This window comes from Prauserella alba (assembly GCF_024171735.1).
GTDB classification, from domain to species: domain Bacteria; phylum Actinomycetota; class Actinomycetes; order Mycobacteriales; family Pseudonocardiaceae; genus Prauserella; species Prauserella alba.
On record NZ_JAMTCH010000003.1, the window covers coordinates 1,430,928 to 1,447,640 of the forward strand.

The 16,713-nt window shown below is 69.2% G+C and carries 23 protein-coding genes, 1 tRNA gene and 1 pseudogene; 16 read left to right on the forward strand and 9 right to left on the reverse strand.

The features are described 5' to 3' along the window. The 10 genes from LY12_RS06545 (at window position 1) to LY12_RS06590 (ending at window position 5,807) form a co-directional block, all read left to right on the forward strand. A complete protein-coding gene (locus LY12_RS06545) occupies window positions 1-231 on the forward strand; it encodes a hypothetical protein (protein WP_253853978.1) in 231 nt (76 codons plus the stop codon). A gap of 50 nt (window positions 232-281) precedes the next feature. Continuing rightward, window positions 282-914 carry a hypothetical protein gene (locus LY12_RS06550; protein WP_253853980.1) on the forward strand — a complete coding sequence of 211 codons (633 nt, stop codon included), beginning with the start codon at window positions 282-284 and terminating at the stop codon, window positions 912-914. Window positions 915-969: 55 nt separating this feature from the next. Next, entirely contained in the window at window positions 970-1,395 is a 426-nt protein-coding gene (locus tag LY12_RS06555; RefSeq protein ID WP_253853982.1) for a hypothetical protein, read from the forward strand. Further along, window positions 1,392-1,595 carry a hypothetical protein gene (locus LY12_RS06560; protein ID WP_253853983.1) on the forward strand — a complete coding sequence of 68 codons (204 nt, stop codon included), beginning with the start codon at window positions 1,392-1,394 and terminating at the stop codon, window positions 1,593-1,595. Before LY12_RS06555 ends, LY12_RS06560 begins: the two co-directional genes overlap by 4 nt. Window positions 1,596-1,597: 2 nt before the next feature. Continuing rightward, entirely contained in the window at window positions 1,598-2,062 is a 465-nt protein-coding gene (ssb, locus tag LY12_RS06565) for a single-stranded DNA-binding protein (RefSeq protein WP_253853984.1), read from the forward strand. Between the two features lie 91 nt (window positions 2,063-2,153). After that, a complete protein-coding gene (locus LY12_RS06570; protein WP_253853985.1) occupies window positions 2,154-2,672 on the forward strand; it encodes a hypothetical protein in 519 nt (172 codons plus the stop codon). Beyond that, the gene (locus LY12_RS06575; RefSeq protein WP_253853986.1) at window positions 2,672-3,025 is read left to right on the forward strand and encodes a WhiB family transcriptional regulator; all 354 of its coding nucleotides are present in this window, start codon (window positions 2,672-2,674) and stop codon (window positions 3,023-3,025) included. The genes LY12_RS06570 and LY12_RS06575 overlap by 1 nt, the downstream gene beginning before the upstream one ends. After that, entirely contained in the window at window positions 3,026-4,273 is a 1,248-nt protein-coding gene (locus LY12_RS06580; RefSeq protein WP_253853987.1) for a DUF3631 domain-containing protein, read from the forward strand. It abuts the gene before it with no gap. A gap of 198 nt (window positions 4,274-4,471) precedes the next feature. Then, window positions 4,472-4,678 (forward strand): helix-turn-helix domain-containing protein, encoded by a 207-nt coding sequence (locus LY12_RS06585; RefSeq protein WP_253853988.1) that lies wholly within the window; start codon window positions 4,472-4,474, stop codon window positions 4,676-4,678. Next, a complete protein-coding gene (locus tag LY12_RS06590; protein ID WP_253853990.1) occupies window positions 4,662-5,807 on the forward strand; it encodes a tyrosine-type recombinase/integrase in 1,146 nt (381 codons plus the stop codon). The genes LY12_RS06585 and LY12_RS06590 overlap by 17 nt, the downstream gene beginning before the upstream one ends. Window positions 5,808-5,897: 90 nt before the next feature. Here LY12_RS06590 and LY12_RS06595 read toward each other — a convergent pair. Continuing rightward, a tRNA-Pro gene (locus LY12_RS06595) sits at window positions 5,898-5,971 on the reverse strand. Window positions 5,972-6,336: 365 nt separating this feature from the next. Here LY12_RS06595 and LY12_RS06600 point away from each other — a divergent pair. Then, window positions 6,337-6,801: a hypothetical protein gene (locus tag LY12_RS06600; protein WP_253853992.1), complete on the forward strand. Its 465-nt coding sequence runs from the start codon at window positions 6,337-6,339 to the stop codon at window positions 6,799-6,801. 192 nt (window positions 6,802-6,993) lie between these two features. Here LY12_RS06600 and LY12_RS06605 read toward each other — a convergent pair whose 3' ends face one another. Then, complete coding sequence (locus tag LY12_RS06605; RefSeq protein WP_253853994.1) at window positions 6,994-7,572, reverse strand: YdcF family protein; 579 nt, start codon at window positions 7,570-7,572, stop codon at window positions 6,994-6,996. Window positions 7,573-7,737: 165 nt separating this feature from the next. Here LY12_RS06605 and LY12_RS06610 point away from each other — a divergent pair, with 165 nt between their 5' ends. After that, entirely contained in the window at window positions 7,738-8,571 is an 834-nt protein-coding gene (locus LY12_RS06610) for an acyl-CoA thioesterase (protein ID WP_253853996.1), read from the forward strand. A 140-nt stretch (window positions 8,572-8,711) separates the two neighbouring features. Here the strand turns inward: LY12_RS06610 and LY12_RS06615 are convergent, their stop codons facing one another. Beyond that, complete coding sequence (locus LY12_RS06615) at window positions 8,712-9,956, reverse strand: Glu/Leu/Phe/Val dehydrogenase dimerization domain-containing protein (RefSeq protein ID WP_372493457.1); 1,245 nt, start codon at window positions 9,954-9,956, stop codon at window positions 8,712-8,714. A gap of 265 nt (window positions 9,957-10,221) precedes the next feature. Here LY12_RS06615 and LY12_RS06620 point away from each other — a divergent pair, with 265 nt between their 5' ends. Then, entirely contained in the window at window positions 10,222-11,145 is a 924-nt protein-coding gene (locus tag LY12_RS06620; RefSeq protein ID WP_253853998.1) for a LysR family transcriptional regulator, read from the forward strand. An 18-nt stretch (window positions 11,146-11,163) separates the two neighbouring features. Here the strand turns inward: LY12_RS06620 and LY12_RS06625 are convergent, their stop codons facing one another. Next, a complete protein-coding gene (locus tag LY12_RS06625) occupies window positions 11,164-11,364 on the reverse strand; it encodes a PspC domain-containing protein (RefSeq protein ID WP_253854000.1) in 201 nt (66 codons plus the stop codon). A gap of 143 nt (window positions 11,365-11,507) precedes the next feature. Here LY12_RS06625 and LY12_RS06630 point away from each other — a divergent pair, with 143 nt between their 5' ends. Further along, a complete protein-coding gene (locus LY12_RS06630) occupies window positions 11,508-12,029 on the forward strand; it encodes a DnaJ family domain-containing protein (RefSeq protein ID WP_253854002.1) in 522 nt (173 codons plus the stop codon). Window positions 12,030-12,208: 179 nt separating this feature from the next. Here LY12_RS06630 and LY12_RS06635 read toward each other — a convergent pair whose 3' ends face one another. Then, window positions 12,209-13,534, reverse strand: a complete 1,326-nt coding sequence (locus tag LY12_RS06635; protein WP_253854960.1) for an ISL3 family transposase — start codon at window positions 13,532-13,534, stop codon at window positions 12,209-12,211. A gap of 81 nt (window positions 13,535-13,615) precedes the next feature. On the opposite strand from LY12_RS06635, the pseudogene LY12_RS26230 reads away from it, so the two are divergent. Further along, a pseudogene (locus LY12_RS26230) lies at window positions 13,616-13,813 on the forward strand (MarR family transcriptional regulator); the annotation flags it as partial. A gap of 18 nt (window positions 13,814-13,831) precedes the next feature. Here the strand turns inward: LY12_RS26230 and LY12_RS06640 are convergent. Then, complete coding sequence (locus LY12_RS06640) at window positions 13,832-13,975, reverse strand: hypothetical protein (protein ID WP_253854004.1); 144 nt, start codon at window positions 13,973-13,975, stop codon at window positions 13,832-13,834. Between the two features lie 25 nt (window positions 13,976-14,000). Between LY12_RS06640 and LY12_RS06645 the strand changes: the two genes are divergently transcribed. Then, window positions 14,001-14,762 carry an SDR family NAD(P)-dependent oxidoreductase gene (locus LY12_RS06645; RefSeq protein WP_253854006.1) on the forward strand — a complete coding sequence of 254 codons (762 nt, stop codon included), beginning with the start codon at window positions 14,001-14,003 and terminating at the stop codon, window positions 14,760-14,762. Between the two features lie 120 nt (window positions 14,763-14,882). Here the strand turns inward: LY12_RS06645 and LY12_RS06650 are convergent, their stop codons facing one another. From LY12_RS06650 to LY12_RS06660, 3 genes are all read right to left on the reverse strand, one after another. Continuing rightward, complete coding sequence (locus LY12_RS06650) at window positions 14,883-15,035, reverse strand: hypothetical protein (RefSeq protein WP_253854008.1); 153 nt, start codon at window positions 15,033-15,035, stop codon at window positions 14,883-14,885. Window positions 15,036-15,124: 89 nt separating this feature from the next. Next, the gene (locus tag LY12_RS06655; RefSeq protein WP_253854010.1) at window positions 15,125-15,712 is read right to left on the reverse strand and encodes an SMI1/KNR4 family protein; all 588 of its coding nucleotides are present in this window, start codon (window positions 15,710-15,712) and stop codon (window positions 15,125-15,127) included. Next, window positions 15,709-16,710: a NucA/NucB deoxyribonuclease domain-containing protein gene (locus tag LY12_RS06660; protein WP_253854012.1), complete on the reverse strand. Its 1,002-nt coding sequence runs from the start codon at window positions 16,708-16,710 to the stop codon at window positions 15,709-15,711. The genes LY12_RS06655 and LY12_RS06660 overlap by 4 nt, the downstream gene beginning before the upstream one ends. Between the last annotated feature and the right edge of the window lie 3 nt (window positions 16,711-16,713).

The following is a 16,713-nucleotide window of genomic DNA, read 5'->3' on the forward strand; positions in this document are numbered from 1 at the left end:
ATGCGACGCATCAACCCGCGCCAGCTCGAAGCGGCCGAAGGGTTCTGGGAGCTCGAAATGGCCAGCGTGCGCCAGGACCTGCGCAAGGACGTCAGCCGCCGCTACCGCAAATCCGGCCTCACCGGCCTGCAGCGCCGCGTCCGCACCCTCACCAGCCGCAAGATGCGCCCCCGCGAGTACAGCGAGCTGTTCTTGCTCAACGACGCCATCAACACCCTCACCACCAAGTAAGCCCCCCGCGCCTGCCACCACGCATCACCGCCTGAGAAAGGACCACGCCCATGTTCGGCTTCGGCAAGAAGAAGACCCCCGCCCGCAACACCAGCGCGAACCGCGCCGCGGCCACCAAGTCCGGCAAGGCCAAGCCCACGACGGCGACGCGGACCAAGGCCAAGTGCACCGTGTGCCGCCAGCGTCGCCAGGTCGACACCACCAACAAGATCTGCGGCCGCCACCAGTGCGCCAAGGCCCTCACCCAGCGCCTGGAGGCCACCAAACCCCGCGCCAAGAAGAAGACCACATCGACGAAGACGAAGGCGACCTCGAGCAAGCCGACCGCGAAACGTGCGACGCCCGCCGCCTCGTCGCGGAAGAAGCCCCAGCGCGCCGCCCCCGAGCTGATCGCGGTAGACAAGCGCGCCGTCGCCACGCTGTGGGCCTGCCGCTGCCAGGTTCTCGAGGCCACCGACGAGCTGCTCAAGTCCGGCGAACTCAACCCCGCCGACATCAAAGTGACCAAGCAGATCGCCGCCAAGGCCCGCGCCTACACCTTCCAGCAGTTCGCCACCGCCTTCCGCACCGACCGAGCGCGCTACGAGGACATGGGCGAGGACGTGATCGAGCTCCGCCTCCGTGCCCAGAGGGCACTCAAGTCCGTGCGCGCCACCCAGGCCGCCAGGGCCGCCCAGCGCTGACAACCACCCACGCCCACAACCCCACAGCCCGCGTACTGAAAGGACCACACCACCCATGGCCGCACCGCTTGCCGACCCCTACGTCGCCGACCTCGAACGCGAGAACGAAGCCCTCATCGAAGCCCTGCGCGAAGCCCTCTCCCGCGAAGCCGTGGTCGAAGGCGAGCGTGACCAGCTCGCCACCTACGCCCGCAGCCTCGAAGTCGACCTCGCCTGGAGCGACCACCAGCAGGAAACGCTCGCCCAGCAACTCCGCACCGAGCGCCAGCTGCACCACCGCACCCACACCCACGCCGCCCGCCTCACCGACCTGCTCGGCGACACCCCGCCCGCCGTGACCGACTTCCTCGACGAACGCCCGCAGTTCATCACGGCACTCAAGAACTGCCCGGCCGAGAGCCTTGCCGACTACCACCGGTGGCAGGGCCACGCCGAAGCCCGCCGCCAGCTCGCCGAACGGCTCGCGAGGGCCAGCCGATGAGCCTCGACTACATCCGGCGCCACTACGGCGTACCCGCCAAGCGCGGCAGCCGCGTGGTTGTCGACGGGCTCCCCGGAACGATCACTGGCTTCCGCGATCAGTACCTGCTTGTCCGGCTCGATCACGAGCCGCGCCGCCTGCAACTCGCGCACGCCACATGGCACCTGCAGTACCCGCCTACCACCGAATTGGAGAACTGAACATGCCTGGACTTCCCGAGATCACCATCGTCGGCACCGCGGTCCGTGAACCCGAGCTGCGCTTCACTCAGACCGGCACCGCAGTGGCGAACGTGACCCTGGCGGCCAACGACCGCCGGTTCGACAAGAACACCGGCCAGTGGACCGACAACGGCGCCACGTTCTTGCGCTGCACCTGCTGGCGCGAGATGGCCGAGAACATCGCCGAATCGCTCCAACAAGGCGCGCGGGTGATCGTCACCGGCCAACTGCGCCAGCGCGAGTGGACCGACAACGAGGGCAACCAGCGCACCTCATTCGAAGTCGACGTGACCGAGATCGGCGCAAGCCTGCGCTGGGCCACCGCCACCGTCCGCAAGGCCACCCGCAACGCCGCCGCCACGACCACCACCACCGCGCCCGCCGGTGACCCGTGGACCACGGCAGCGCCCGCCCCCGCCGGAGCTGCGGACACGCCGCCGTTCTGAACCTGACCCCACGGCGGTGGCCGGGGCTTGCCACCCGGCCACCGCCCCGCCCCTCGACCAGCTCCGCCTTGTCGCTCCCAAGGAGACACTCATGGACTCCGCCACCGCTCTCACCGACCCGGACGTGCAGCTTGTCGGCTGTGTGCTCTGGCTCGACCACCACACCGCCCGCCGAGTGCTGGCCGGGATGAACGCCGACGACCTGGCCGACCCGGCCGCCGCGCACGCCCTGCAACTGGCCATCGAAGTCGTCGCAGGCGACCGCGACCCGAGTCCGGTCAACCTCTTCGATCACGCCCGCGCCACCGGCCGGGCCGGAGGCGAGCACGCCCAACACCGGTTCACCCGGTGGCTCGCCGACGCCTACGGCAGCGCCAGCCACACCGCAGCGGCCTACACCGCCGCCCACCTCAAAGCCGCGGTGCTGCGCCAAGCCTGGCGACGCGCCGTCGCCGAACACGGCCGCCGCCTCCAACAAGCCGCCGACACCGCACCCGCCGACGTGCTCGCCGACCTGCTCGACAACACCGCACGCATCGACACCCTCAAGACCCGCGCCGACGCCGCCGCACACGGCATCGACGCCCCGGCGACGGCGGTGGCGGCCTGATGCCCGCCCTCCGCAGCCTCGCGGGCGCCACCGCCGTGGGCGGGCACTACGCCGGTAAACCCCGCGGCCGGGCCACGCTCGCCGACCTCGGCATCCGCCCCGCCGCCGAGAACTGGCAACAAGACGGGCACTGCCGCGACACCGACCCCGAGGCGTTCTTCCCCGTCAACGACAACCCGAACCTGCTGACCAACCGCACCGCCTACCAGGTCTGCGCCACCTGCCCCGTCCGCGCCGAATGCGCCGACTTCGCCACCCGTCACCACCTCGTCGGCATCTGGGGCGGCACCTCCACCCACCAACGCCGACTCCGCCGCCGTCGCACCCACCAACAACGGGAAGAGGCAGCCTGAATGACCGCCGAGACCGCCACGCCGGACACCGGCGCGGCCCTGCTGACCACGCTGCGGGACGCGTTGACCCGGTACGTCGTCATGCCCTCCGAGTTCGCCGCCGACGCCGTCGTGCTGTGGATCGCCGCCAGTCACGCCCAGCCTGCCTGGGCCCACGCGCCCCGGCTGGTGATCCGCGCTCCCGAGCGGCGTTGCGGCAAGTCGAGGCTGCTCGACGTCGTGGAGGCCACGTGTCACACGCCGCTGATGACGGTCAATGCCAGCCCGGCCGCGGTGTACCGGTCGATCAACATCGATCCGCCCACCCTGCTCGTGGACGAGGCCGACACCATCTTCGGCGCCAAAGCAGGCGATAACGAGGAACTGCGCGGCGTGCTCAACGCCGGACACCAGCGCGACCGGCCCGCCCTGCGCTACGACGCCGCCAGCGCCGAAGTCCAGACCATCCCCACCTTCGCCATGGCCGCCCTCGCCGGGATCGGCGCCATGCCCGACACCATCGAAGACCGCGCCGTCGTGGTGCACATGCGACGGCGTGCACCCGGCGAAAGCGCCGCCCCCTACCGCTCCCGCCGCGACCGGCCGCACCTGCGCCAGCTCGCCGAAGACCTCACCGAATGGCTCCGTGCCGACCTCGACACGCTCGAAAACGCCGTGCCCGACATGCCCGTCGAAGACCGCGCCGCCGACACCTGGGAACCCCTCGTGGCCGTCGCCGACCACGCAGGCGGCGACTGGCCCGACCGCGCCCGCACCGCCGCCGTCGCCATGACCCAAGAAGCCGCCGACACCGTCGAAATGAGCGACCGCATGCGCCTACTCATCGACTGCCGCACCGCCTTCGCCGACGACGACTCGCTCTACACCACCGACCTGCTGCAGCGGCTGCGCAGGATGCCCGAATCCCCGTGGGGCGACTACGGACCGACCGGGCTGACCGCGCACAAGCTCGGCGCGATGCTGCGCGAGTACGGCATCCACTCGCACAACGTCCGCCTCGCCGACGGGCAACGCAAGGGCTACGACCGCAGCGACTTCGCCGACGCCTGGACCCGCTACTGCCCGCCCGACGAAGACGAGGGAGGGGATCCGTCCCAAGCGTCCCAAGCGTCCCCGCCCAGGTCAGCGCGGGACGCTTCGAACACCTGGGACGGATCAAAGCGTCCCACCGCCCCGAACCGTCCCACCGACACGCCCGGCGAGGCCCCGCCAGCACCCGCCCTGCGCGCCCTACCCGAGACCGCCTGAACCACACCGCACCACACCGTCCCAACCGGCCGGTTGGGACGGATCAAAGCGTCCCACCAACTCAAAGCGTCCCGCCCTGACCAGCACCGGGACGCTTGGGACGGATGGGACGGCAACCCCGCACCAACGTTATCCGGGAGTTCCTCGATGCAATCCGAACCCGGTCAACACAAGCCACACGATCGAAAGGGGACCGCCGTGCCTGCGCGGCACCTGTACCCGATTCCGGAAGCCATGCAACTGCTGTCGATGAGCCGCTCCGTGCTCTACGAGCAGATCCGAGCGGGTCGCCTGATTTCGGTCAAAGTGGGCCGTTCTCGGCTCATTCCAGCCGAGGCGATCAACAGCTTCGTGCGACTGCTCATCACCGAAACCGAGAGGGAAACCCATGACCAAGCGGCGTGAACGTGGAGAAGGTTCGCTCTACTGGGACTCTTCGCGGGAGCGGTGGATCGCAGAGGTAACCGTCGGCTGGATGTCGAACGGAAAGCGGCGAACTCGAAAGACGTCAGGCAAAACGAAAACGGAGGCGAAGGAGAAGCTTCGAGAGCTGATTCGGGATTTGGACGATGGCCTTCCCGCGGAGTCGCCGAACTACAGAGTCGCGGACGCCGTAGAGGCATGGCTTACGTATGGGCTCCCAGGACGGTCTCCCGAGACGGTGCAGAACTACCGCAATCTGGCCAGCGTGCACATCGTGCCCGGCTTAGGAAAACGCAGGCTTCGGGACCTGTCGGCCGAGGACGTGGACAAATGGCTTGCCGACGTCGCTACGCGGGTGAGTACGCGAACGGTTCGGCTGCTGCATTCACTCCTGAATAGGGCGGTGAAGCACGCGCAGGCTCGCGACAAGGTCAGGCGAAATGTTGTGGCCTTGTGCGACGTGCCCACGGGACTTGAGGGGCGGCCGTCGAAATCGCTGACGTTGGAGCAGGCGGAAGCTGTCCTGGACGCTGCCGAGAGCTGGCCGAGGATGCACGCGTACGTGGTGTTGTCGCTGCTCGTGGGGGCTCGTACGGAGGAGTTGCGAGCGCTTCGGTGGGAACACGTGGACCTGGTCGGTGGCCCAACGGCGGGAACGGCTGCGCCTCGGTCGATCTCAGTGTGGCGGTCGGTTCGAGAGGGCGGTGACACGAAGACGAAGCGGTCAAGGCGGACTCTCGCGCTCCCGCTTCGTGCCGCAGTGGCGCTCAGGCTCCACAGGCTTCGGTTTGGCAGGGACGCTGCGCCGGAGGCGCTGGTCTTCGCGACAAGGAACGGCACCGAGCTCGACGCGCACAACGTTCGCCGGGACTTCCGGAAGGTTGTCCGGCGCGCAGGGCTCACGCCGGGGGAGTGGACGCCCCGGGAGCTACGGCACAGCTTCGTGTCGCTGCTGTCGGACAACGGCGTTTCACTTGAGCGGATCGCGCGCCTGTGTGGGCACAGCGGAACCGGGGTTACCGAGCAGGTCTACCGGCACCAGATTCGGCCGGTGATGGAGGAAGCGGCCAGGGCGATGGACGACATCTTCGCCCGCAAACCGAGGGAGTAGTCACTCAGATAGTCACTCGGTCGGCGAGCTGGCTGAACAAGAACAAGGCCGTGACCCGCAAAAGTGCAGGTCACGGCCTTGCTTTGCCGGTCGGGCTGACAGGATTTGAACCTGCGACCCCTTGACCCCCAGTCAAGTGCGCTACCAAACTGCGCCACAGCCCGGCCATCGCCTCGCTTCGAAGCGATGTCGGTACTGTACCGCGTCCACGATGGCGGCCTTACAGCGGGTCGTGAAGATCCGGACGGTTCAGGTCGAGCCGACTGGCCGCGGTCCCGGCGAGGCGTGTGCGCAGGGCCGATCGCCGTCTCCGCCGGTCACGTCCCGCTTCGGCCGCCCGTCGCACGCGCACGGTTGGCCCCAGCTGCGGCCCCCGGTGCCTCCTGGGCCGACCGGTGGACGGCCGAACAGGCGGCAGTTCGCATCCCGGCGGTGTGCTGGGACACACCACGCGGCCGCGATCGTTTCCGTGGCGCGCGCTCCCGGTTACCCGATGGACGCACCTCTCGCAGGGTGAAGGGAGACCGACATGCCCGACGACGCCTTTCTGGCCTTCCTCGTGCTGGGCGCACTGATGATCGTGGCGGACGGTCAGATCCTGTATCGCAGCGGGAAGCGCTACCTGTCCGATGTGGACGACACGTCGGCTGGCTCGCAGGCCCGCATGGTCAGCGTGCTGTTCCACCTGCTGATGCTCGGTGTGCTCGCACTGGTCGCCGTGCTCGACTTCGGTTTCGGCGGCGGCGTCCTCCGCGCGACCGTCGGCAACCTGGGCGTGCTCCTCCTGCTGCTCGCCGCGGCCCACGCGGTGACCATGACCGTGCTGACCAACATGCACGAGAACGTCCTGGTGGAGGAACGCCTCGACTCCCGGGGGCGTGCCGCGGGCGACCGGCGGTCCCGGCGGCAGGCGGGTCCGGTCGTGGCACCGGTTCCCGGTCAGCGCGGCCGCGATCCGCAGCTGAGCCCGTCGATCGAAGACCACGCCGAATGACCCCTGAGCCGCGGTACGCGAGACGCGACCGGCAGCCGGCGTGGCGCCGGCCGCCATCGGCGCCACGCCGGCCAACGACAAGCACGACGGCCCGACAGACATACGACGCGAACGACACCGCCAGGCCCACCGGCCAACGACAAGCACGAAACGTGCGGAGCGGTGCCACCTCGAACCCATTGCCGGCTGTCGTCACCGCGGCGGTGACAGCAAGGCGCGCAGCCTGCGTCTTCCGGCGACGGCCAATGCGGGCTTGGCCAGAATCCATTCGCCGAACCGGTACTCCCGCCCGCGCGCCAACCGGGCGGCAAGGTCGGGCCGCGTGCGCCACAGACACACCCGCGCCTTTTCCGCGTGCAGCGCGTGCGACACGACCACGATCCGGCCTGCGTCCTCGATCAGCGGCACCACATTGACCACGTTCTCCCACGTCGTGCGGCTCGCCGTCTCGGTCAGCAACGGCCCGTCGTAGCCGCGGGCACCGCGAGCGTAGGCAGCCATCACGGTCGCCTCCGGGACCGGCCCCGCCACCGCACCGCCGGTCAGGATCAACCGCGCACCCGGTGTGCGCGACCGCAGACCCGCGCGCACGCGCCAGCGGTTGACGGCGTTCGCCCGGGTGCCCCGGTTGCGATACCCGAGCACGACCACCGCGTCGGGCCCGGCACCGTGGCGGGACGTGCCGAGCCACCGCCGTGACGACCGCCAATGCTCGACCTCGCCCCACGCCAGGACGGCCAGCACCGCAGCGGCCGCCGTCGTCACACGCATACCCCGACCGTAGGCCCGTACCGGCGTGCCGCGCTCGCGGTCGCCGCCGCGGACGTGCGCTGTGATCACGGTCGCTCCCGCAGCGTCCCGTGGCGCGATCCGCATTACCGTGCGGTGCTGAGCATGTCGACGTCCCGTGGCGCGGGGCGGACCGAGGAGGCAGGTATGAGTGGAGTCGGCCCGGCCGGCGGTGAGCACCCGTTCGACGGGGCCGTCGCGCTGAAGCCCGCCGACACGGGCGGTGTGTACACGGGGGAGACCCACCCGGCCTACGCCAACATGGTCGGACCGTACGGCGGCATCACCGCGGCGACGCTGCTCGAAGCCGTGCAGTGCCACCCCGAGCGCCTCGGCGTGCCGGTGTCACTGACCGTCAACTACGCAGGGCCCGTCGCCGACGGCGAGTTCACCGTGTCGGCACGCCCGTCCCGGACCAACCGCTCCACCCAGCACTGGTCGCTCGAACTGATCCAGGACGGCACGGTGGCCACCACCGCGACGGCGGTGTACGCGGCCCGGCGCGACACGTGGGCCGACACCGAAACGACCATGCCGGACGTGCCCGAGCCGGAGGCCGTGCCCGTCACGCCGATGCCGGATCACGTGGAGTGGGCCAAGAACTACGAGATGCGGTTCCTCGACGGTGCGCTGCCCGCACTCGAAGGAGCCCCCGAATCGCCGGACTCGACGACGATGCTGTGGGTCCGCGACGCCCCGGCCCGCCCGCTCGACTTCCCGGCCCTGGCATCGCTGTGCGACGTGTTCTATCCGCGCGTCTTCCTGCGCCGCGGACAGGCCGTGCCCGCGGGCACGATCTCGCTCACGACCTACTTCCATGCCGACGACGCCGTCCTCGCCGACCAGGGCACCCGTCCGGTGCTCGCCCGTGCCCGCTCGAACCGCTTCGGGCGCAGCTACTTCGACCAGTCGGCATGCCTGTGGGGCGTCGGCGGCGAGCTGCTCGCCACCACACACCAGTTGGTGTACTTCAAAGGCTGACACCGCCACCACCCGCCGCGCCGCCGCGGCACCCGGTGGACCGGCCGTCACCGCCACGGGCGAACGGTGACGTACCTGCACACGGCGAAGCGGGCCCCGGCGCCACGTGGCGCCGGGGCCCGCTCCTGGTCCGGCGGCGACTACGGGATCGCCACGTCGGGAGCCTCGGCGAGGACCTCCCGGTTGGCGGAGGCCAGCTGCCACGCGGTCTCCCGCAGCGGCGTCCCGTCGACGTCCCACGAGCTCAGCAGCACGGCCACCCTCGACTGCATCTCGGTGCGCAGCCGGTGGAACGACGTCGCCGGGTCGGCGTCGACGTAGCCGAGCAGCAGCCACCATGCCCAAGCCGCCGCACCGGCGTTGGCGACGAAGTCCGGGATGACCGGGATCTCACGGGCGGCGAGCATCGCCTCGGCCTCCGGCGTGGTCGCCGAGTTGGCGGCCTCGACGACGACCTTGGCCGCGACGTCGGCGGCGTTGTCCGGCGTGACCGCGTACGAGATCGCAGCGGGAACGAGGATGTCGGCGTCGGTGCCGATCACGGCGTCGCGCGGCAGTTGCTGCACGTCCTCGGGCAGCCGGGTCCGGTCGATCTCGCCGTAGGCGTCGCGCAGTTCGAGCAGCGCGGGCACGTCGAGTCCCTCCGGCCGGTACAGCGTGCCCGCGGCGTCGGCCACGGCCACGACCGGCATTCCGGCCTCGTGCAGGTAGAACGCCGCGCCGCCGCCCATCGTGCCGATGCCCTGGATCGCCACGGTGGTCGTCTCGTGCTCCCAGCCCCACGCACCGGCCGCGCCGAGGCAGGCCTGGGCGACGCCGTAGCCGCCGATCACGTCGCCGAGCAGCAGGCCACCGGGCACGGGCGCGTTCAACCCGGCCTGCACCCGCCGGAGCGTGCGCTCCGGGTGCGGGGCCCGGCTGATGGCGGCGTGGTAGCTCTGCTCCAGCCCCAGCCGGTCGAAGACGTCGTCGATCAGGTGCTGCGGCACACCGAGGTCCTCGGCCGTGACCCAGTGCGCGTCCAGCCACGGGCGCATCGCCTGGCAGAAGCGTTCGAGGACCTCGACGGCGCGAGGGTCCTTCGGGTCGAAGTCGATGCCGCCCTTCGCGCCGCCCACGGGCAGGTCGAACGTCGCGGTCTTGGCGGCCATGCCGCGGGCGAGGTCTTCGACCTCCTTCATGGTGCAGCCCGCGCGCATCCGCGTGCCGCCGGTCGCCAGGCCGGAGGCGAGGGTGTGCACCACGAGGAAACCCTGGGCACCCGTGACCGGGTCGGTCCAGGTCAGCCGCAGCAGGGGCTCGCTGGTGCGAATGTCGGTCGCGCCCGCGGCCCGGGTGCCGGCCGCGGTGCCGCCGGCCGCTGGACGGTTTTCCATCGTGGTCACCTGAAACGCACCTCCACCATGTCGTGTCGCCTGTTGCTCGCCTGCTGCCGGGCCGGCGCACCTGAAAACGGCAGCGTCCACCGCCACTCGGCGGTGTGCCGTTTCGTCGGTGAGGATCGGTGCTCAGCTGCGCTGATGCTGTGTTGGCCCGCTGCCTGCCCGCTACCTACAGCGTGGGGCCGGGGACGGCTGCGCGTCCAGTTAAAGATCACGCACGGAACCGTTCACGCTTCCTGCACAGGCCCACATGTCTACGCTGACGGCCATGGAACTGTCGTTGCACCGTCTGCGCATGCTGCGCGAACTGAACCGGAGAGGAACCGTCACCGCGGCGGCCGGCGCACTGCACTACTCGGCATCGGCCGTCTCGCAGCAGCTGGCCCAACTGGAACGCGACGTGGGCGTGCAGCTGTTCGAACGGCTGGGACGTCGCGTGCAGCTGACCGAGCTCGGCACGCTGCTGGCCGAGCACGCGGAGGAGATCCTTGACTCGGTCGGCCGGGCGACGCATGCGCTGGAGAACGCCCAGGACGGGTTGTCCGCGCGGCTGACGGCGGGGGTGTGGGCGTCGGTGGCGTCGGGGCTGCTGCCGCCCGCGCTCACGGCGCTGGCCTCGGAACATCCCGGCATCGAGGTGCGCACGCGCGAACTGGCGCCCGAGGAGACGGCGGGTGCGGTGCGGGACGGCACGCTCGACTTCTCGTTCGTGATCGACTACTCGGACTATCCGATGCCGTGGGATCCGGCGCTCGCGCGCGAGGTCGTCGCGGTGGAGCGGCTGCACGCCGCGGTGCCGACCGGCGTCGTGCCCGAACCCGCGGTGTCGCTGCTCGATCTGGCCGAACACCCGTGGGTGCTGGCGGGGCCGCGGTCGCATTTCGGCCGCGCCGTCCGGATCGCCTGTCAGCAGCGGGGATTCGAACCGAGGATCGCCCACGAGGTCGAGGAACAGGCCACCGCACTGGCGATGGTCGGCTCCGGGCTGGGCGTCACGCTGGTGTCCGATCTCGGGTTGTCGCTGTTGCCGCCCGGCGTGGACATCATCGCGCTGACCGAACCGGTCATGCGGCGCGTGTCGATCGCCTACCGGGCGAAAGGGACGCCGCGGCCGTCGCTCCGGTTGGTCATCGAGGCGGTGCGCGCCGCCGCGGCCGAGAAGGGACTCGGGGCGAGCGCGACGCTGCCGTGACCGGAAGACGCCGCCGGGTCAGCGGTCGCCGGCAGGGATGACGATCCAGAGCGCGATGTAGAGCACGAACTGCGGTCCGGGCAGCAGGCAGGAGGCGACGAACGCGAGGCGCATCGTCCGCGGCTTCCAGCCGAAGCGGTGGGCCAGGCCCGCGCACACTCCGCCGAGCATGCGGTCGTGGCGCGAACGGGTGAGTTTCGTGGTGGTCGGTGTCGTCATACCTCCACCATGCTCGCCCGGCGCGCGTGCGGCATCGGGGACGTCCCCGATATGGGCCCCGAGATCGCGACCTCCGGCACCGTTGTCGCGGGCGGTTGCGGGGGAGTATCGCCCGGCGCGATCATCGCGGGTGAGGTGGGGCCATGACCGAACGCAAACCGCCGGGTGTCGACTTCGAGTCGTGGGTGGAGAAGCAGATCCGTGAAGCCCAGGAGCGCGGCGAGTTCGACGCGCTGCCGGGCGCGGGCAAACCGCTGACCGGCCTGGATCGCGACTGGCTGAGTACTTATGTCGAGCGCGAGGGTCTGTCGATCGACGCCGCGCTCCCGGAACCGCTGCGGCTGCGCAAGGAGATCGAGAACCTGCCGTCGGCGGCTGCCGCACTGCGGAGCGAGGACGAGGTGCGGGAGGTCGTGCGGGAGCTGAACCTGCGCATCGCTGCGTGGATCCGCTCCGGTGAAGGGCCGCGGATCCGTCTGAAACCGGTCGACGTCGACGACGTCCTCGACGAGTGGCGCCGCGCCCACGACCGCCCACGGCCCGCCGCCACGGACGTGTCACCCGGAACACCAGGGGAGGAGTCGCGGTCGGAAGAAGAGCGCGCCGAGGAGCCGGGGCCCGCACCGCGCCGACGTCGCCGGTGGTGGCGCCGACGCCGTGACTGAGCACGGCCGTGTCGGTGCTTGGGCCTGGGAACGCGCGCGGCGGTGGGGGAGTAGGGGGCTGTACCCGCTCATCACGCGGTGCCGTTGTGGTGTCCGAGCGCGCCCACCTGGCAGTCGATGCGGTCGGTATGGCTCGTCGAGCTCGGTGGCCAGGGCGGGGAACACACGTTGCAGGCTCTTCACAGACCAGGGTGTAGTTGCGGTCTGAAACCGCCGGTCTCGAGCAGGGACCTGGCGATGTAGTTGGTGAGGTTGCGAAACCCGAGCGCGGAGCCGCGGAGGTGTTCGAGGCGGCCGTTGATGGCCTCGGTGGGTCCATTCGAGGTGCCGGGTCGGTCGAAGTAGGCCAGGACGTCGTCGGCGCGCTGCTTCAGGGTTCGACCGAGTCGGGTGAGTTCCTCGAGCGCCTTGGGGACACCAGTGGTGATCGAGTCGATCAGCTTCGACATAAGCACGCGGCCGGTCCTACGGTCGGGTTCGCGGTAGGCAGCGATCACCCGCTGATAGATGCCCCAAGTCGCCTCGACCTGGATGTGCTCTTCGACCGCGAAGAGCGCTGCGAGGCGGTCCTTCTGCTTGTCGGTCAGCAGGCTGGTACCGGTGTGCAGCGTCCGTCGGGCGCGGTAGAGCGGGTCGTCCCTGCGGCCGCGGTGTCCGTGAATGATCTGCTGGATTCGTCGTCGGCATCGGTCGAGGGCGTCGCCGGCCAGCCGCACGACATGGAAGGGGTCCATGATCGCGACAGCGTCGGGCAACTCCTCAGCGGCGGCGGTCTTGAACCCCGTGAACCCGGCCATCGCGACGACCTCGATCCTCTCGCGCCACGATCTCGGACATTCGGCGAGCCAGGTCTTGAGTGCCTGTTTCGAGCGGCCCTCGATCATGTCGAGCAGGCGTGCGGGCCCTGTGCCTGCGCGGATTGCGGTGAGGTCGATGATCACGGTGACGTACTTGTCGCCGCGCCTGGTGTGTCTCCACACGTGTTCGTCGACGCCGATCGCGGTGACACCATCGAAGCGCTGCTCCTGGTCGATCAGGACGCGTTTGCCCTCGGCGAGCACGGCGTCGTTGGCGGTGTTCCACGCGACGCCAAGTGCCTCAGCTACGCGAGCCACGGTGAGGTGCTTCACGACGATCGCTTCGAGCGCCCACGCCAGGGCCCGACGGGAGAGCTTCGCTCGTGGCTCAGCCGCGGCGCTGGTGTCTTGGCGCCACACGTGGCCGCACTGGGTGCACCGGTAGCGACGGATGGTGAGCAGCAGTGCGGTCGGTCGCCACCCGAACGGCTCATGCGCAAGACGACGAGACACGCTGTCTCGCGGGACACCTCCACCGCCACACCGACGACACCACTGCTCGTCAGAGTCGGGTCGCTCGACGACTCGGCACACGAGGACAGTGCACTCAGGCTCGAGTCGTTGACCGGTCACTGCCAGGCCGAGTTCGTCGAGTCGGCAGAACCTGGCCAAATCTGGAGCCTCGAAGGAAGTCCTACTGCTTACCATGTAAGCTTGGTTTACATGACTGACGGTGGGGCCGATCAAGGGCACGACATCGGCGTGGCTGCCACTCGATTCCATCGCGCGATGCGGAACAACGTCGCACAAGCTCTCGACACTCTCGGCTTGACCGGCGCCGAGTACGGCGCGCTCGACTACATCTCCCGGCATGCAGATCCCAGCAACGCCGACCTCGCTCGATACCTCCTCGTCACACCCCAATCGCTCGGGAAGCTGACCGCGGGCATGAGGTCGCGCGGCCTACTCCACCGAGCACCCACCCAGGGTTCGCACCGGTATCACCTAGCCCTGACCCCCGACGGTCAGCAGGCCCTGGCCCGGGCACGACCGCACGTCGAGGCAGCCCAACAACGGCTTCTTGCGCCACTCGACCGCCAGGAGCGGATCCGATTCGCCCGAGCGCTCACGCTCTGCGCAGACCACCACGACAACTCCATGAACGGACAGCAAAATGACAACTGATGTCAGCCGACCACTAATCATCGTCACCGGCGGCGGGACCGGCATGGGGCGCGACATCGCGCTCGACCAGACCAAGCTCGGACATGACGTCCTCATCGTCGGCCGGCGCCCGGACCCGCTCGAGGAGACCAGGTCGATGTCCGCCGCCCCCCACCGCCTGCACACCGCAGTCGCCGACATCTCGACCCACCAGGGCACCACCGCACTCCTCGACGCCGTAGACGGTCGCCCCGTGAAGGCCTTCGTGGCCGCCGCCGGAGGACAAGGGGACTTCAAGGACCCCGGCACCTCGCCCGAGGAGGTCGACGAAGCGTGGACCGAGGCACTGAGAAAGAACCTGTTCAGCGCCATCTTGCCCATCGAGGCCGTCCTGCCGCTCATGGTTGACGGTCAGGGTCGCATCGTCCTGATCGGGTCCACCGCAGGCCTCGATGGCGCCGGCGGCCCCTACGCCACGGCCAAGGCGGCTCTAAGCGGATACGGACGCGACCTCGCCACTCGCGTCGGCCGCCGCGGCATCACCGCCAACACCCTCGCGCCCGGGTTCGTCGCGGCGACCGACTTCTTCGAGGCTGGCGGGTACGGCGCCAGCGCGACCATGATCGAAGGCGCCGCCTCCCAGACCCTCGTAGGCCGCGTCGGCCAACCCCAAGACATCACCGCCTCAGTACGTTGGCTCATCAGCGAAGACGCCGGATGGGTCACAGCACAAACCATCACCGTCAACGGCGGCACCGTCATCGTCCGATAACCACGCGCCTACGACCTGCGACTCAGATCGCTGGGTCCCACACCCTGGATTGTGAAGAGCCACGTTGCATCGCTGGGCGATCATCGAGCGTGCGGAGATACTCGGCGGCGTGGTCAACGGTCATAGTCTCGCCGCCACCTCTGAAAGAAGCCACTCCATCGCTTCGAGTGGAACATCTTGCTCGAAGACACTTACCGTGCGATTACCGGTTTTGTCGTCTTCGAACACTTCGGCTACCCGCCGCCCATCATCACGGGTGAGTTCGATGGTCATACCGTCGCGATCGTCGACCGAACTGGCAAGGACAAAGCGCTACCCGGCTGATCATTTCGGTGGCTCCTGGACAGTCCCTCCGAGTGCGTTCAGGTCAACTCGCGCCAGTAGGCGATGTCCGGATTCATCTCCATCGCCAGTCGGCCGAACACCAGGTCATCCATCTCCAGGTAACCCTGGGGGTCCACATAGAAGATTCCGCGCTCGAATCCCCGCGCCAGTGTCGTCATCATCGCGCCCAACGATGAGAACTCAACCGGATGCTCAGCCTCATCGATCCAGAAACGACGAACCGCTGCGGCACCTGCAGCAGTGAGATCAACAATGTAGAAGTCGCCGCCACCATTGGCGAACACTGGAAGCCAACCGGGCATCCAACGATCGTCGACGGCGAACGCCCGGTAGTTGGTCACAGCATCGTCGAGTGAGAGCAAATAGAAACCGGGAAACAACTGGATGTCATCGAGAATCGCCGGAGCGTCCGACGCAGTCCCGTTCCGCCAGCCGTACACCGTCTCCAACTCCGGAGTGGATGACAAGCCGACCGCGTCGAGCTTCGACCTCACGACATCCGATGACAGACCATTCTGCAGCAGCCGCAGCAGAAGCTCTCGGCCAAGGCGGCCAAGCGCCGACTCGATACTGGCCAAGGATTCAGTAAGCTCGTCAGTCATCACGGTCCAAACGTCACGTCGAAGGGGTCGCCTCGGTCAACGCCATTGTCCTGGAAGAACCGACTCAACACTCCACCTTGGTAGTGCTGCTCTACAACCGGCACAGGGGTGACGAAGGAACCACAGCCACCCTGCTCGGAGCAAGCGAACGGATACTCGTCCAGCGACTGGCCGGCGGGAGGACGGGCTCGGCCGCGCAGTGCAGACCGGCGGTTGGCCTTACTTTCCGCATCACCAACCCGCGTAAGCCTCGTCGGAGCGCCGTTCGCTACGGCGTTATCGAAATTCTGCGCGATGCCCGGCGCGCGGCTCCGACTGAACGTGACCGTCGGAACGTTCTTCGTGGTTTCAGTGTCTGCGCGGAAGCCGTAGGGCTGGTCGCCGTCGCTGCTGAGGGTACCGGGCTGGGCGGTGTCGCCATCTAGGACCGTGCATTCCCAGCCGGTGCCGTGGCGTTGGACCTGTCCGCCGGTGGCGCATTCCTCGCCCAACAGGTGGCTGGTCTGTATTCCGTCGGGTTCGGCGGCACCACCGGTCTGTTGTGGTTGGTACGGGTCGGTGTCGTCGGCGGTAGGGTTGAGCACTCCCAGGTGCACCGGTGGTGCACCTTCGGCCGCGTCGATAGCGCGCTGCACCGACGGGGCGATCACCGGCTGTTTCGACGCGTCCGGCAGGGCGTGCGGGGTCATGGCGTCGTCGATGACCCGTTGGCGCCGCGCGGCCAGCCAGGCCTGGTAGGCCCGCGCGGCCGCCGCCGCAGCTGCAGCGGCCGCCTGGCCACCGCCGCCGTTGCCCAGCCAGCCACCACCGCCACCGGGGCCGCCGTCCGGGGAGTACGTCCAGGCCCGCCCCGGAAACGACGGCCGCCGATTCGGCCCCGAACCGGGCGAGGACCACCAGCCGTCGAAGTGATCACCGATACGGCCCGCCACCCGGGCGGCGCCCCGCCACCAGCTCTGGCCGGTGTTCTTCCACCACTTCGCGACGGTGGCGTCCCACATGTC

Excerpts from the sequence above, each read along its gene's own strand:
- LY12_RS06545 (WP_253853978.1), top strand. The coding sequence starts at position 1 with ATGCGACGCATCAACCCGCGCCAGCTCGAAGCGGCCGAAGGGTTCTGG.
- LY12_RS06550 (WP_253853980.1), top strand. The coding sequence starts at position 282 with ATGTTCGGCTTCGGCAAGAAGAAGACCCCCGCCCGCAACACCAGCGCG.
- LY12_RS06555 (WP_253853982.1), top strand. The coding sequence starts at position 970 with ATGGCCGCACCGCTTGCCGACCCCTACGTCGCCGACCTCGAACGCGAG.
- LY12_RS06560 (WP_253853983.1), top strand. The coding sequence starts at position 1,392 with ATGAGCCTCGACTACATCCGGCGCCACTACGGCGTACCCGCCAAGCGC.
- ssb (WP_253853984.1), top strand. The coding sequence starts at position 1,598 with ATGCCTGGACTTCCCGAGATCACCATCGTCGGCACCGCGGTCCGTGAA.
- LY12_RS06570 (WP_253853985.1), top strand. The coding sequence starts at position 2,154 with ATGGACTCCGCCACCGCTCTCACCGACCCGGACGTGCAGCTTGTCGGC.
- LY12_RS06575 (WP_253853986.1), top strand. The coding sequence starts at position 2,672 with ATGCCCGCCCTCCGCAGCCTCGCGGGCGCCACCGCCGTGGGCGGGCAC.
- LY12_RS06580 (WP_253853987.1), top strand. The coding sequence starts at position 3,026 with ATGACCGCCGAGACCGCCACGCCGGACACCGGCGCGGCCCTGCTGACC.
- LY12_RS06590 (WP_253853990.1), top strand. The coding sequence starts at position 4,662 with ATGACCAAGCGGCGTGAACGTGGAGAAGGTTCGCTCTACTGGGACTCT.
- LY12_RS06600 (WP_253853992.1), top strand. The coding sequence starts at position 6,337 with ATGCCCGACGACGCCTTTCTGGCCTTCCTCGTGCTGGGCGCACTGATG.
- LY12_RS06605 (WP_253853994.1), bottom strand. The coding sequence starts at position 7,572 with ATGCGTGTGACGACGGCGGCCGCTGCGGTGCTGGCCGTCCTGGCGTGG.
- LY12_RS06610 (WP_253853996.1), top strand. The coding sequence starts at position 7,738 with ATGAGTGGAGTCGGCCCGGCCGGCGGTGAGCACCCGTTCGACGGGGCC.
- LY12_RS06620 (WP_253853998.1), top strand. The coding sequence starts at position 10,222 with ATGGAACTGTCGTTGCACCGTCTGCGCATGCTGCGCGAACTGAACCGG.
- LY12_RS06625 (WP_253854000.1), bottom strand. The coding sequence starts at position 11,364 with ATGACGACACCGACCACCACGAAACTCACCCGTTCGCGCCACGACCGC.
- LY12_RS06630 (WP_253854002.1), top strand. The coding sequence starts at position 11,508 with ATGACCGAACGCAAACCGCCGGGTGTCGACTTCGAGTCGTGGGTGGAG.
- LY12_RS06635 (WP_253854960.1), bottom strand. The coding sequence starts at position 13,534 with ATGGTAAGCAGTAGGACTTCCTTCGAGGCTCCAGATTTGGCCAGGTTC.
- LY12_RS06645 (WP_253854006.1), top strand. The coding sequence starts at position 14,001 with ATGACAACTGATGTCAGCCGACCACTAATCATCGTCACCGGCGGCGGG.
- LY12_RS06650 (WP_253854008.1), bottom strand. The coding sequence starts at position 15,035 with ATGACCATCGAACTCACCCGTGATGATGGGCGGCGGGTAGCCGAAGTG.
- LY12_RS06660 (WP_253854012.1), bottom strand. The coding sequence starts at position 16,710 with ATGTGGGACGCCACCGTCGCGAAGTGGTGGAAGAACACCGGCCAGAGC.